The organism is Acinetobacter parvus DSM 16617 = CIP 108168 (genome assembly GCF_000368025.1).
Taxonomy (GTDB): domain Bacteria; phylum Pseudomonadota; class Gammaproteobacteria; order Pseudomonadales; family Moraxellaceae; genus Acinetobacter; species Acinetobacter parvus.
The window spans coordinates 577,346-591,828 of the sequence record NZ_KB849211.1; the positions used below are offsets into that span (position 1 = coordinate 577,346).

Genomic DNA, 14,483 nt, shown 5'->3' on the forward strand with positions numbered 1-14,483 from the left:
ATCGGCACTGTTGCAAATAACCACGAATGGTAAGCTGAAGACTGTTTTAGCTAAAGGTGCAGCATATGAATCCTTTCCATGGTCGGCATTTTCAAGGCGAAATCATTCTTTGGGCTGTGCGCTGGTATTGTAAATATGGCATTAGCTATCGTGAACTGCAGGAAATGCTGGCCGAACGGGGTGTGAATGTTGATCACACGACTATTTACCGTTGGTTTCAACGTTATGCTCCTGAAAGGCTTTGTTGCACAAAGATTTCATAACTATATGATTTTAAAAGTTTTGATTATTTTTTGATCTAAAATTAAATTTATTTAAATCAGATGCTTACATATTTATGCAACAAAGCCCCTTCAGGACCGTGGATATCTTTCAATTCTAAATTCTTGATACTGTAATGACTACAATGCTTCTTTTATATATTAAAAAGGAAACTATTATGAATCCTGCCAACCAGAAATAAAATTTAATGATCTAAGATACTTATCCTAATCAGACTAAATAATGCTTAACTGTATTAGTTAAGATTTCTTGTGTAACTCCATGTGATGAAAATCTAATTTTGTTAGTATAAGCCTTCAATATATTTCACGACTGCAATTTTTGGATTTATATGTCACTGAAAATAAGGATCTCATTTCCAAATATATAAAGTAAAGCCAACAAAACTTTAAATGTATATAAAAAATGGTTAAATAATTGCAAGGGGGGCTTTAAAACGTTTTAATCGTAAAGCATTTCCTAGTACAAATATTGACGAGAGAGCCATTGCACCAGCAGCAAATACAGGAGAAAGTAGCAGTCCAAATTGCGGATAAAGTACACCTGCTGCAATAGGAATCAGAGCTGCATTGTAAACAAATGCCCAAAATAAATTTTCACGAATATTGGTTATAGTCGCTTTGCTTAAAGCGATAGCATTTGGCACTCCTTTCAGGTTGCCAGACATCAAAACCACATCAGCAGCTTCAATAGCTACGTCTGTACCTGTACCTATCGCTAAGCCAATATCTGCTTCTGCAAGTGCAGGGGCATCATTAATGCCATCTCCAACATATGCGAGTTTACCATATTGATTTTTTAATTTTTTAACGGCCTCTATTTTACCTTCTGGTAAGACTTCTGCAATAACCTCATCAATACCTAGTTTTTTTGCAATCGCTTGAGCTGTATGACGGTTATCACCTGTAATCATGGCAACCTTTAAACCTAACTGATGTAACGCTTCAATTGCAGCAAATGTTGATTCTTTAATTGGATCTGCTACAGCAATAATGGCAGCAAGTTTCTGGTCAATCGCAACATAGAGAGGGGTTTTTCCTTCTTCTCCCAAACGATCCGAAAATTGAGAAAAAACATTAGGATTCAAACCTAGTTTTTCCATATATCGATCTGCACCAATATGAACCAAATGTTCAGACACCGTTGCTTCTATTCCATAGCCCGTGACTGACTTGAAATCAGCAACAGGAGACAGGATTAATTCCTTATCTATAGCGGCTTGTACAATTGCTCGAGCAATAGGATGCTCAGACTTTGATTCAACGGCTGCCATAAGTGAAAGTACGGCATTGTATTCAAACCCTTCTAAGACATGCAGATCGGTTAAAATTGGTTTCCCTTCAGTCAGGGTCCCTGTTTTATCAACAGCAACCACTTTAGTTTCTTTGAGCAGCTGCAAAGCTTCCCCTTTACGGAATAAAACACCCATTTCAGCACCACGCCCAGTTCCCACCATGATTGATGTAGGCGTTGCAAGTCCCATTGCACAAGGACATGCAATAATGAGTACCGCAACTGCATTAACTAAGCTAAACGTTAGGGCTGGCTCAGGGCCGAAGATAAACCAAGTAATAAAAGTTAAAAGAGAGAGACCCATTACTACAGGTACAAACCACATGGTAATTTTATCAACCAATGCCTGAATAGGCAGCTTGGAACCCTGTGCCTGTTCAACCATTCGGATGATTTGAGAAAGCACTGATGAACTACCAACAGAGGTGGCTTTGATATTTAAGCTGCCACTTTGGTTAATTGTTCCTCCTACCACAGTAGAGCCTATCGTTTTTTCAACGGGCATAGGCTCGCCAGTAATCATGGATTCATCAATAAAACTTTGGCCGTGAATAACTTCACCATCGACAGGGATACGCTCACCTGGTCTAATCTCTACAATCGTTCCTGTTTGAACTTCGGCAATCGGAACTTCTATCACCTGATTATTGAGCTGTATTCTGGCAACTTTAGGCTGCATTCCAACTAGATGTTGAATTGCTAAAGACGTTCGGCCTTTTGCCTTGGCTTCAAAAAATCTACCTAATAGAATTAAAGTGATAATAACCGCTGCAGCTTCATAATAAACATTGACCGTGCCTTGTGGCAGGACACTTGGAAAGAAAGTAGCAACCACTGAATAAAGATAAGCAGCCAATGTTCCTACAGCCACCAAGGAATTCATGTCTGGTGCTAAGCGGAATAAACTTGGGATGCCCTTTTTGAAGAAGCGTCGGCCTGGAAAAATTAATGCTACTGTGGTCAAGAAAAATTGCATTAACCAGCTATTTTGTTGGCCAATGTTATTTATCATAAAGGTATGAAAAGCGGGAATAAGATGTGATCCCATTTCTAAAATAAAAACGGGTAGAGTCAATAAGACTGACAAAATTAAATCTTTTTTAAGTTTTTCTAATTCAATATTCTTTTTATCTTGAAAGCTTTCCGTAGTTTGATGAACTGACTTTGCTTCAAACCCTGCTTTGGTGACAGCCTGAATTAACGAGTCACGAGTGACAGATGAGCTTGCCTGAATAGTCGCTTTTTCGGTAGCTAGATTTACATGAGCCGACTCAACTCCTTCAACAGATTTTAAAGCCTTTTCTACTCGACCTACACAAGAAGCACATGACATACCCTCTATCGTAAGCTCTATCGGTTGCAATACTTCCACTTCGTAGCCTGCTTTTTCTACGACTTTAATTAAAGTAGCGCGATCAAGTGGTTGATGTCCATAAATGACTGCTTTTTCGGTTGCCAGGTTTACGTGAGCTGATTCAACCCCCTCAACAGATTTTAAAGCTTTTTCCACACGGCCTACACAAGAAGCACATGTCATCCCCTCAATCTCTAATGTTTCACTGTAGTGTGGCGTATCAGTCATTTCGGTACTCATATACGATCTCTATCATTTAGATATGCTGAGTTCTATATGCGAAGATCAGCTCGAACCAAGATTAGGGGGAATTCAGGGATTACTTTTATTTCAAGCAAGTACAGGTTTTATCTGTACGATGAGAAAAACAAGAGTAAGTAAAGTGATAAGGGATTACCACTTTACTCTAACAGAGATTAAGCAGGCTCAGCTGTAAATCCACGATCACCGAGAGTGGCAATGACTTTATCCTGACTCACCGTTGTGTTGATTTCAACGATACGGTTTTGTAAATCAATATCGAGTGATGCATTCGAGTCGAGCTCTTTAATTGCAGTAGTAATGCCTCGTGCACAACCACCACAAGTCATATTAGCGATGTGAAATTTCATATGTTGCTCCTTTTTAACAAAATATTTGTTTAAACCATTAGAACAGTAACTCTAAACTTTCACCATACAACCAGCCTTTCTCTGAATCAGTTACTTGCTGTAACTTGGTCTGTTTACATCCATAGTTTTCATCAGAGTATTCTAAAGCATAGCGTTCTAATGACTACAGTAAAAGTACTTAACCAACATTAACGTGACTTAAAAATGACATTTTTGTCATCTACGATCACTTTGAAATTTATAAGATAGTTATTTCAATCAATAGTAGTGAACTGAATAGATGAGACTCTTATGGATTGAAGCTAAAAACCGGTGACTACCTTTATGTATAATGCCTCATGATGCGATTTTACTGTTCTGATTGTCGTAAGTTGACAGTCCAGTAGAAACTTTATTGCTCAGCTACAAAAGATAAATGCAGTAATGTTAAATTTCCTCAATTCCCTTATTTTGAAATTCTCTTATTCAATACCCACGACAGTGGTTATATAGCCTGTTGTTAATAGAATTGATAGACCTAATAACATCTCAAATAAAATGGCATGACTAAGGTGTTTAGCGAATTTAGGATGTTGAAGACGCGGGGTGAAATACCATTTGTTGAAGGCAGCTAAAAGTAGAATACTTATAACAAAAAACATTTTAACCATGAAACCATAGCCATATGCAGTATTGATTAAGGTATTAAAATCTTTAATTAAAAGAAGAGCTACACTAGCGCCACAGGCGATTAATATCCCAACAATGAAAGCAGCAATACGTCCAAATACATGCATGCGATCTTTTAAAGGTAAACCACTTATTTCCCGGCTGGTTTTCCATAACGGATATAAAGACCCCATCCATAACGACATAACTAGAATATGGATTGATAATAAAATTTGAGCAAGTAAGGTTAAATTAGCGACATGTCCGAGCTGGGAAAAACTAAAAATAATCGGGATAAGTAAAATACAAAATATTGAACTTTCAATTATAGAAAACTGACCTTTGTTCCTGTTAAGTTTAACCACCATGAGAAGAAGTAAAAGAGCAAAACTAATAGAACGAAGAACGTATATATACCCCGTCGGAGTATTAACCAATATATTAATATACGTGGGGTCCACCATCCCTGTAATACCAGTATTGGCAAAACTACCAATCAGAATAAAAAATCCCAAGGTACTGGAAATTAGGCCTAATCCAGCGCCAATTGTAATATATTTAAGAATCGATTCTTTTAGTTCAAGATATTGTCTAAGTAAAAAATAGCAAAAGGCTCCACCAACGACAAAAGCTAAACTTAAATATAAAATAACCTTAGTTAACCAAGTGGCCCACATCCAATATTCAGAAATCATTATTTTTGTCCATTCTAGAACAACATGCCAGCACCTCACTGACATGTTGAAAGGTAATCAATTCTTATTTAGTTGATTTGATAGTGAAACTATATTCACCATTCATGTTGTGACCATCTTTCCCCATTGTTGTCCAGACAACGGTATATTTACCTTTTTTCAGTTTCGGAAGAGCGACATCAAAGGATTTCTTTAAGTCATGAGTAACTTTATATTTTAAAGGAACATCTCTTCGCTGAGCATCCAGTAACTTAATATTCATCAACATAACCTCTGCACCAAAGTTAAGGGTCAAGTTCTTTGGTTGACTAAGGATAGATGCATTTTCCGCAGGAATCGCACTCACTAAACTCACATGAGCGAACGTAGTTGTAGTAGCCACAATCATCGTTGCAGCTACTACAACATTACGTAGAGCAGTCATTTTATTTTGAAATAATTTCATTTACGTTTCCTCTTGATTCGTTAGTTCATTAGAGATGACTTTATAAAATCTATATTTAATGAGACCACATCATCTCCTCTTATATTTCAATTATTAGTGAGAGACAGAAACAGAGTGATGACTTCAAAATTACATTTTTGTCATTTTTAAAAATAATTAATTAATAGTGCTAAAATTTTTAAGAGAGACAGAGAATAACCAAAAATTTCATCAGTTTAGTAATCAAATTCCTAGTCTCTGTTCAGTACTAAAACATAGCTTTTACTTCCAAATTATTTAAAGGAAAAAATTATGATGAAATTCAAAAACATTTTTTTGGGCTTATGTATCGCAGCCGCGTCATTGAATACATTTGCACAGCAATCCGATGAACACAAAGATCACCACCCTGAAAAAACAGCACCATCTGCAGTAACAATTAAGCAAACAGTTACCAGCACCACTGCTACAGATAAAATGGCTGCAATGGACCAGCACATGAAAGCAATGCAAGCCATGCATGCAAAGATGATGGCTGCAAAAAACCCTCAAGAACGTCAAAAACTTATGGCTGAGCACATGAAACTCATGCAAGGAGGTATGAGCATGATGAAACAGATGAGCGGCCAAAGCATGAATGCAAATATGGCTGACCGTCAGCAAATGATGGAAAAACGTATGGACATGATGCAATCCATGATGCAGATGATGATGGACTGTATGCCTCCCTCCACAACTAAATAATTACCCATGAATTAGAGAGGGAAGCACCATGAACCATCAACCTCAAGAACATAATTCAGTACCTAACTTTTGGTCTACACGTTATGCCATCGGCCTATTCGTGATTGGTGGTGTGGCAGCCTATTTTCTCTTAACCGAGCATTTGGCCCATGTCGTTGGTGTTTTACCCTTTTTACTCCTTTTAGCATGCCCACTCATGCATATTTTTATGCATGGTGGTCATGGGCATAACCACTCGCAGCAAAAAAAATCCGATATATCTGATAACAAAAAATAGCTCTTATCAGGAGATCCATCATGAATCATGCGGAATCGGCCTATGGTCTGTGGTGGCTCGTCATCATAAATTCGGCAATTTTCATTATGTTTGCCTTCAGTTTTTTTAAACCCGCCACAGCACGAGACTGGCGTACTTTTAGCGCTTTCTCTGCTTTCATCATTGCATTGTTTGTCGAGATGTATGGTTTCCCTTTAACCATTTACCTGTTGTCAGGCTGGCTACAAACTCGCTTTCCTGAACTTGATTTGCTGTCGCATAACTCAGGTCACTTATGGTCAACGCTACTGGGTGAAAAGGGTGATCCACATTTTGGCATTCTGCACATCGCGAGTTATATTTTTTTGGGCTATGGTTTCTATTTACTGTCATCAGCATGGAACGTGTTGTACCACGCACAACGTCATCACCAATTGGCAGTAACCGGACCCTATGCGCGCATACGTCACCCCCAATACGTGGCTTTTATCTTGATCTTGCTGGGGTTTTTATTGCAATGGCCAACTTTACTGACACTGATTATGTTTCCAATCTTACTCTTAATGTACAGCCGCTTGGCAATTAAGGAAGAGGCTGAAATGAGTAAACAGTTTGGCGCTGTCTATGACAGCTATGCTCAACAGACTCCGAGATTTATTCCAAAATTCGGCCATAAAACCACTTTTCCATAAGAGAATTATTTATGTCAGATCAAAAAAATCATAACCAGGACCATATGGCACAGGCTACAACAGACGTACTGAAAGACCCAGTCTGTGGTATGACCGTCACTGAAGAATCGAAATACCATGAGGAATTTAAGGGGAAAACTTACTTTTTTTGCAGTGATAAATGTCAATCAAAGTTTCATAGCAGCCCGGTGCAATATATCGCTAAACCCGCAACGACGACTGCCGATGCACATACACAGCATCATCAGACTGTTCAACACGTTAATGCGGCAAGCACAACAGGTACGACCATCTATACATGCCCAATGCATCCAGAAATCAGGCAAGATCATCCTGGAAACTGTCCTAAATGCGGAATGACACTGGAGCCACTCATTCCTGAATTAGAGGAAGATGAGAATCCGGAGTTACGTGATTTCCGCCGACGCTTCTGGTGGACACTGCCATTGACCATCATCGTGACTTTTTTGGCGATGTTTGGTCATCAACTGAACCTGTTCAATATGGCTGTTCAGAGCTGGATTGAACTGGTGTTGTCACTCCCAATTGTACTTTGGGCAGGTTGGCCATTTTTTTCCCGGGGTTGGCAATCGGTTGTGAATCGCAGCCCGAACATGTGGACGCTGATTGGTTTGGGCACTGGAGCTGCATTTATTTATAGTGTGGTCGCAACCATTGCACCGCAAATCTTCCCAGACTCATTTATTTCCATGGGTCGTGTCGCTGTTTACTTTGAAGCTTCAGCGGTCATCATTTCATTGACCCTACTGGGACAAATATTGGAGTTAAAAGCACGTTCGCAAACTTCTGCTGCAATTAAGTCACTCCTTGGGCTCGCTCCTAAAACAGCTCGCCGAATCCTGCCTGATGGAACTGAAGAAGATGTTCCTCTAACGCATGTCCATGTAGGAGATTTACTCAGAATTCGCCCAGGTGAAAAAGTGCCTGTGGATGGTGTAATCACTGAAGGAAGTAGTTCAGTGGATGAATCGATGCTGACAGGTGAACCTTTACCTATCACTAAACGTATCGGCGATAAAGTCATTGGAGCTACCCTGAATACCAATGGTTCATTGATCATGCGTTCAGAGAAAATTGGTTCAAGTACCATGTTATCCCAGATCGTACAGATGGTGGCGCAAGCTCAACGCTCGAGAGCACCAATGCAACGCATGGCTGATCAGGTTGCAGGTTGGTTTGTCATGGCTGTAGTAGCCATTGCCTTGCTTACCTTCTTTGGATGGGGACTGTTCGGCCCAGAAGAGTCGAGCTGGGTTTATGCATTAATCAATGCTGTGGCAGTACTCATTATTGCCTGTCCTTGTGCACTAGGCTTGGCAACTCCAATGTCTATCATGGTTGCAACGGGTCAAGGTGCTACTCATGGTGTGTTGTTCCGCGATGCAGCAGCCATTGAGAATCTACGCAAGATTGACACACTAATCATCGATAAAACAGGTACGTTAACTGAAGGACGCCCTGTATTCGATCGTGTGGTTGCCGCATCAGGTTTCGATGAATCTGAAGTATTACGTTTAGCCGCCAGTCTTGATCAAGGCAGTGAACACCCGCTAGCCGAAGCGATTGTAAATGCAGCACACGAACGTGGCCTGTCTCTTGAAACACCAGATAATTTTGAATCAGGCTCAGGGATTGGTGTTCGAGGTCAAGTGGGCGATCGTCAGTTAGCTTTGGGCAACACAGCACTGATGGAGCAATTAGGTATCTCGGTACAATCTCTGATTCCGCAAGCCGAAGAGCTGCGTTCAGAAGGTGCAAGTGTGATGCATCTAGCCATCAATGGTGAATTGGCCGGCCTGCTTGCAGTATCCGATCCCATCAAAAAAAGTACCCCTGAAGCACTTGCCACCCTGAAGGAAGCTGGACTACGTATCGTGATGGCAACAGGAGATGGTCTCACCACTGCCCGTTCAGTCGCATCACGTCTGGGTATTGATGAGGTACATGGTGAAGTTAAACCCGCAGATAAACTCGAACTTGTCAGCAAATTGCAGAAGCAAGGTCGCATCGTGGCAATGGCCGGCGATGGCATCAATGATGCACCAGCCTTGGCTAAAGCTGATGTCGGTATCGCTATGGGAACCGGGACTGATGTTGCAATGAATAGTGCCCAAGTTACGCTGGTCAAGGGAGATTTACGAGGGATTGCTGTTGCCCGTTCACTTTCGGAAGCTACTGTCGGCAACATGAAACAGAACCTCATGTTTGCTTTCCTTTACAATGCTTTGGGTATCCCTATCGCGGCTGGCGTACTATATCCATTTACCGGTTGGTTGTTGTCACCGATGATTGCCGCCTTGGCTATGAGTTTGAGTTCAGCTTCAGTCATCACCAATGCCCTTCGCCTGCGAAATAAAAAGTTCTGATAGAGAGTTCCTTTCTTCCACCAGATGTATCAGGGCTGGTTGCAGCACTCGCCATCGGCCTGCTCATTGGTTTAGAACGAGGATGGCAGGATCGAGAACTGCCAGAAGGCAGCCGAGTAGCAGGTCTACGTACCTTCACATTGACAGGATTGCTCGGAGGAGTGCTCGGTCATTTACAACCAAACTTCGGAGCTTGGCCGCTAGTTGCGGCCGTATTAGGGCTTTCCTTATTACTAACAGTGTCCTATGCTCGTACCGCAAAAATTTCCGGTAATTTAAGCGCTACCACGACGATCGCGATGCTGTTGACATTAGTTCTAGGTGCATATGCATCCCATGGTAATGTTACTTTAGCATTAACAGCGGCTGTCATCGTGGCTGTATTTTTGGATCTCAAGCCAACCTTACATGGTTGGTTACGCTTGATCGAACATCGTGAATTAACCGCATCTCTACAGTTACTGGTACTTTCTGTCGTTATATTACCTTACTTACCCAATACGGGTATGGGACCTTTTGCTGCATTAAATCCTTACCAGTTATGGTGGGCGGTGATCCTGATTGCCGGACTCTCTCTGGCAGGTCATTTTGCCATGCGGCTCACCGGTTCAGAAAGAGGCATACTCTGGACAGGTCTATTGGGTGGTTTGGCATCTTCTACAGCTGCAACTGTTGCACTGGCACGCTATACACGCCAGCACCCCGTCATGGTCAGTGCTGCTATTTCTGGAACATTGGCTGCCTGTGGCATCATGTTTTTTCGTATGGTTGTGCTGATAGGCGTCATTGAGCCAGCATTGCTAAGCACTTTTGGTGGTGCAATGATGATTGCGGGAATCCTTCTGCTGGGTATGGCATTGTGGAGACAACGCCAAATTACCAGCGCTGAAAACAACGATCGAACAATAGAAGCAATGGCTCCTTTTGATCTTGGGACAGCATTCAGCTTCGCTGCTTTCCTGGCTGTCATGGCAGTCTTGGTCCCAGCAGCAAAACAATGGTTGGGCACCAGCGGCATCTTCGTATTATCGACTATTTCTGGGCTAGCAGACGTAGATGCTATTTTAGTCTCACTTGCCCGCCTGCATAGTACTGAAGGCTTAACAACAAATGTGGCTGCTGTCGCGCTAGGGCTGGCCACACTGAGCAACATGTTAAGCAAAGCGACAATTGCATGGATGACAGGGGGGCACAGTTTGGCCGAGCTATCATATTTGGCTACACAATTGCCATGATAGGTGCTGGCGTAGCTCTGGCTCTCAGTTTGAGCTTTATGTAAGGTCAACTCGGGTAAATGGAAGATGTTCAAAAAATGAGTTAAAATGATTCCCCTTGCATGGATTCACTTTGAAAAACAATGGTAAAAATGATTCGACCATTGAGGGATTCAGCCTGGATGGTCGCCCCAAGCATATCAAGAATAGATTTGGTTATGGCTAATCCCAATCCCGTTCCTTCCTCTATCCTTTGTCTAGATGCATCTGTTCGATAAAATCGATCAAATAACCTGGATAGTTGTTCAGGAGAAATCTCAGGACCTTCATTTTCAATTGAAAATATTGTGTTATCTAAATTCTGTTGAAGTTTTATGCGTATTGTAGAATTCTTATTTCCATATTTAACTGCATTAGATAATAGATTGCTGAGTGCTCGACGTAACATAGCAGGATCACCTTTGACATTTCCAGATCCTGTTTGTTGAAGCGTCATATTTTTTTCGGCAGCTAGCGCATCATAGAAATCAAATAAAGCTGTAACTTCTTTAACCAGGTCAATATCCTGTAAGTTCTGTAAATTTAAGCCATGTTCTGCTTTTGCTAAGAAAAGCATATCGGACACCATTCGAGCCAAACGTTCAAATTCTTCTAAATTAGAAAATAGTACTTCTTGATAGATATTAATATCTCGGTTACGTGCAAGACATACTTGAGTTTGAGTCATTAAGTTATTAATCGGTGTTCTAATTTCATGTGCTAAATCAGATGAAAAATCGGAAAGTTTTTCTAAAGCTGATTCTAGTCTGTCCAGCATATCATTGAAGGCGATTGCTAATGATTTTAGTTCTGTTGGTGTGTGCTCAACTTCTAAACGTTCTGAAAGATGTTGGGCAGAAATGCCTTCTGCGACCTGAGCCATTTTTTGCACGGGTCTTAAACCTCTCCAGGTTGCAAACCAGCCTAAAAACATTAAACAAATCGTACCGGCTAAACCAATGTAAAAAAGTTGACGCTTAAAATCATTTAAAAAATGTAGATGTTCAGATGTATCGATCCCCACAATAATTCGTACAGATTGTATTACAGTATTTTTATTCATCTCCGTGTTGTAGATCATGCCATGATAGGTCTTATCCTGAATTTTCCATTTAATCCATGAATTATTTGCTGACTTGATTAAATTTTGAGTATTAATGATTGAGGATGCTGAACTAAATAAAACTTTACCTGTCGGTCGTTCTATTTGGACCATAAGATCATGGTGTCCAACTAAAGCATCTTTCAAATATAGATCAAGTTCTGGAGAATTTTTAGGATGCTGTTGGAGAAGATTCTGAATCAGCTGGATTTTACCTTCTAATTGGGTACGATCTTGCGTTTCAAAATGATGCATCACTAATTTATGGATGAAAAACCCCATCATAATGAGAATGCATATAGTCGATAATGAGAAAATAATACCAATACGAAAACTGATAGATTTGAAGAATTTATTATTCATCTTCTACCTCTAATACATACCCCATTCCTCTAATATTTTGAATTAACTTAGGGGTAAAATTACTATCTACTTTATTTCTTAATCGTTTAATAGCGACTTCAACTACATTTGTATCACTATCAAAGTTCATATCCCAAATTTGAGATGCAATCAGCGCTCTTGGTAGAATTTCACCTCTTCTACGCATAAAAAGCTCCATAAGCGCGAATTCTTTAGCCGTTAAATCAATGCGTTGACCTGCTCGTGTTACCCGACGTTTTCTCAAATCAAGTTCTAAATCAGCAATCTTAATAATATTATTATCTTCTCTTTGTTGCCCTCGTCTAAGGAGCGTTTTTATTCGAGCTAGAAGCTCTGCAAAAGCAAAAGGCTTAACTAAATAATCATCAGCGCCTAGCTCTAATCCTTTTACTCGATCTTCGATTTGATCTCGGGCGGTAAGAAAAAGAATGGGCATTGTTTTACCGCTGCTACGAATATCATTGATAATATTCCAACCATTTAGTCCAGGTAACATCACGTCTAAAATAATTAAGTCATACTCTTCAGAAAGAGCTTGATGTTTACCCGTTAACCCATCTGTAACCCAGTCGGTAATATAACCCGCTTCGGATAAACCTTGTTTGAGATAGTCACCAGTTTTTTGTTCATCTTCAACCAATAATATTCTCATCTCAGAATCCTAAGTCATTCATTAAACCTATAATAACTTTATAAAACCCGAGATTGAGATAGATTACAAAAATGTCATTTTCAAGTCACTCAGATGTTCGGTGAAGCGTTTTATTGTAATACGAAGAAACTTAATTTTAGAGAAACTTATGAAAACTGTATTGCGTCGTAGCTTAACTACTTTAGTGTGCATGGGAGCATTAATCGCAGGTACTCAATCTTGGGCAAATGATGCAAAAGATCTATCAAATTCGAAATCTAATGCTGTGACAACTGCAAAAAAAGCACAAGAGCCGTGTTCTAAACCTTGTAAGATGAACAAGGATAATAAGGTTCAGCAAGAACCTAGCCAACAGCAAGCGGCAAATTCCTCTGATATGTCGAAAATGGATCATTCCATGATGAATATGGACCATTCGAAAATGGATCATTCAAAAATGAATATGTCCAATACATCAAATAAATAATTTTATAAAAGCAGGAAAGGAGTATTGGAGCTAACGATAAGGATTGCCTTAATACTCTAATCTGGTCTTTTTAACGGTGAGATAGAATGTCAAATAAGTTAAGTCATGTACTCTTAATTGGAGTTGGTTTATTTTCATCAACTTGGGTAATGGCGGCAGTTAAAGAATATGATTTAACGATCGCGGAACAGACTGTAAATATTACAGGAAAACCGCTAAAGAGAATTACCGTTAATGGTAAATTCGTTGCACCACTTCTTGAATTTGAAGAAGGTGATGAGGCCGTTATCCGTGTTCACAATAAGTTAAAAAATCAGGACTCTTCAATCCATTGGCATGGCTTATTATTACCTGGAATTATGGATGGTGTACCTGGATTTAACAAATTTAATGGCATTGCCCCTAATAAAACTTATGAATATAAGTTTAAAGTCCGCCAAAATGGTACTTATTGGTATCATTCACATAGTAAAGGACAAGAACAAGACGGTTTATATGGTGCTTTTGTTATTTATCCTAAAGATAAAACTCCACTAACAGCTGCTGAAAAAACTGATAGAGATTATGTGGTTTTGCTTTCTGATTTTCATAATTCAACAAGTGATCAAATCACAAAGAATCTTAAAAAAGAAGCAGATTACTATCAGAACCGTCGAGAAACGGTATTTGATGTCATGAAACAAGTTAAACGTGATGGATTAAAGGCAACTTGGCAAGACCGCTCTATGTGGAATCAGATGCGGATGTTGAAAACAGATATGTCTGATGTCACAGGCTATACATTTTTAATGAATGGCAAAACACCTCAGCAAAACTGGACCGGTAATTTTAAAGCTGGAGAAAAAGTTCGCCTTCGATTTATTAATGCTTCTGCAATGTCATTTTTTGATGTACGAATTCCAAATTTAAAAATGACTGTAGTCAGTGCTGATGGTCAACCTGTAAAGCCCGTTCCTGTAGATGAGTTCCGTATAGGTACTGCTGAAACTTATGATGTCATTGTTGAACCGAAACAAGCCCATTATCAAATCGAAGCTGAATCTATTGATCGTACTGGATTTTCGGTTGGAACCTTACATGATGAAAATACCTCACCTGTAAAACAAATTGAGATGCCTAAGCCTCGTCCTCGTTCTTTATTGACTATGGAAGATATGGGAATGAATCATGATATGTCTTCTATGAAAGGCATGAATCACGATATGTCTTCTATGAAAGGTATGGATCATGATATGTCTTC

At 39.9% G+C, this 14,483-nt stretch carries 12 protein-coding genes and 2 pseudogenes; 8 read left to right on the forward strand and 6 right to left on the reverse strand.

The window, feature by feature from the left end; genetic code table 11:
- Window positions 1–65: 65 nt before the first annotated feature.
- Window positions 66–236: pseudogene (locus tag F988_RS04745) on the forward strand (IS6 family transposase); the annotation flags it as partial.
- Window positions 237–691: 455 nt separating this feature from the next.
- Here F988_RS04745 and F988_RS04750 read toward each other — a convergent pair.
- The 4 genes from F988_RS04750 to F988_RS04765 all read right to left on the reverse strand — a co-directional run bounded on the left by F988_RS04750 (window position 692) and on the right by F988_RS04765 (window position 5,328).
- Window positions 692–3,169 (reverse strand): heavy metal translocating P-type ATPase, encoded by a 2,478-nt coding sequence (locus F988_RS04750; RefSeq protein WP_004681438.1) that lies wholly within the window; start codon window positions 3,167–3,169, stop codon window positions 692–694.
- A gap of 176 nt (window positions 3,170–3,345) precedes the next feature.
- Window positions 3,346–3,540: a heavy-metal-associated domain-containing protein gene (locus F988_RS04755; protein ID WP_004679365.1), complete on the reverse strand. Its 195-nt coding sequence runs from the start codon at window positions 3,538–3,540 to the stop codon at window positions 3,346–3,348.
- A 461-nt stretch (window positions 3,541–4,001) separates the two neighbouring features.
- Window positions 4,002–4,883 carry a copper resistance D family protein gene (locus tag F988_RS04760; RefSeq protein ID WP_004681439.1) on the reverse strand — a complete coding sequence of 294 codons (882 nt, stop codon included), beginning with the start codon at window positions 4,881–4,883 and terminating at the stop codon, window positions 4,002–4,004.
- A gap of 64 nt (window positions 4,884–4,947) precedes the next feature.
- On the reverse strand, window positions 4,948–5,328 hold the full coding sequence (locus F988_RS04765; RefSeq protein ID WP_004681441.1) for a copper resistance CopC family protein: 381 nt from the start codon (window positions 5,326–5,328) through the stop codon (window positions 4,948–4,950).
- 291 nt (window positions 5,329–5,619) lie between these two features.
- Between F988_RS04765 and F988_RS04770 the strand changes: the two genes are divergently transcribed.
- The 5 genes and pseudogenes from F988_RS04770 (at window position 5,620) to F988_RS04790 (ending at window position 10,665) form a co-directional block, all read left to right on the forward strand.
- Entirely contained in the window at window positions 5,620–6,051 is a 432-nt protein-coding gene (locus F988_RS04770; RefSeq protein ID WP_004681444.1) for a hypothetical protein, read from the forward strand.
- A gap of 28 nt (window positions 6,052–6,079) precedes the next feature.
- Window positions 6,080–6,328, forward strand: coding sequence for a DUF2933 domain-containing protein (locus F988_RS04775; protein ID WP_004663998.1), 249 nt, complete (start codon window positions 6,080–6,082; stop codon window positions 6,326–6,328).
- A 20-nt stretch (window positions 6,329–6,348) separates the two neighbouring features.
- Complete coding sequence (locus F988_RS04780) at window positions 6,349–6,999, forward strand: methyltransferase family protein (RefSeq protein ID WP_004681447.1); 651 nt, start codon at window positions 6,349–6,351, stop codon at window positions 6,997–6,999.
- Between the two features lie 11 nt (window positions 7,000–7,010).
- Complete coding sequence (locus tag F988_RS04785) at window positions 7,011–9,386, forward strand: heavy metal translocating P-type ATPase (RefSeq protein ID WP_004681449.1); 2,376 nt, start codon at window positions 7,011–7,013, stop codon at window positions 9,384–9,386.
- Window positions 9,383–10,665, forward strand: a pseudogene (locus F988_RS04790) (MgtC/SapB family protein). The gene F988_RS04785 and the pseudogene F988_RS04790 overlap by 4 nt, the downstream one beginning before the upstream one ends.
- 38 nt (window positions 10,666–10,703) lie before the next feature.
- On the opposite strand, the gene F988_RS04795 reads toward F988_RS04790, so the two are convergent.
- Both F988_RS04795 and F988_RS04800 read right to left on the reverse strand, forming a co-directional pair.
- Window positions 10,704–12,104: a heavy metal sensor histidine kinase gene (locus F988_RS04795; RefSeq protein WP_004681451.1), complete on the reverse strand. Its 1,401-nt coding sequence runs from the start codon at window positions 12,102–12,104 to the stop codon at window positions 10,704–10,706.
- Complete coding sequence (locus F988_RS04800) at window positions 12,097–12,777, reverse strand: heavy metal response regulator transcription factor (protein ID WP_004679347.1); 681 nt, start codon at window positions 12,775–12,777, stop codon at window positions 12,097–12,099. Before F988_RS04800 ends, F988_RS04795 begins: the two co-directional genes overlap by 8 nt.
- 148 nt (window positions 12,778–12,925) lie before the next feature.
- Between F988_RS04800 and F988_RS04805 the strand changes: the two genes are divergently transcribed.
- Both F988_RS04805 and F988_RS04810 read left to right on the forward strand, forming a co-directional pair.
- Entirely contained in the window at window positions 12,926–13,243 is a 318-nt protein-coding gene (locus F988_RS04805; protein WP_004681453.1) for a hypothetical protein, read from the forward strand.
- A gap of 86 nt (window positions 13,244–13,329) precedes the next feature.
- On the forward strand, window positions 13,330–14,483 hold a 1,154-nt coding region (locus F988_RS04810), incomplete at its 3' end, for a multicopper oxidase domain-containing protein (RefSeq protein ID WP_004681456.1).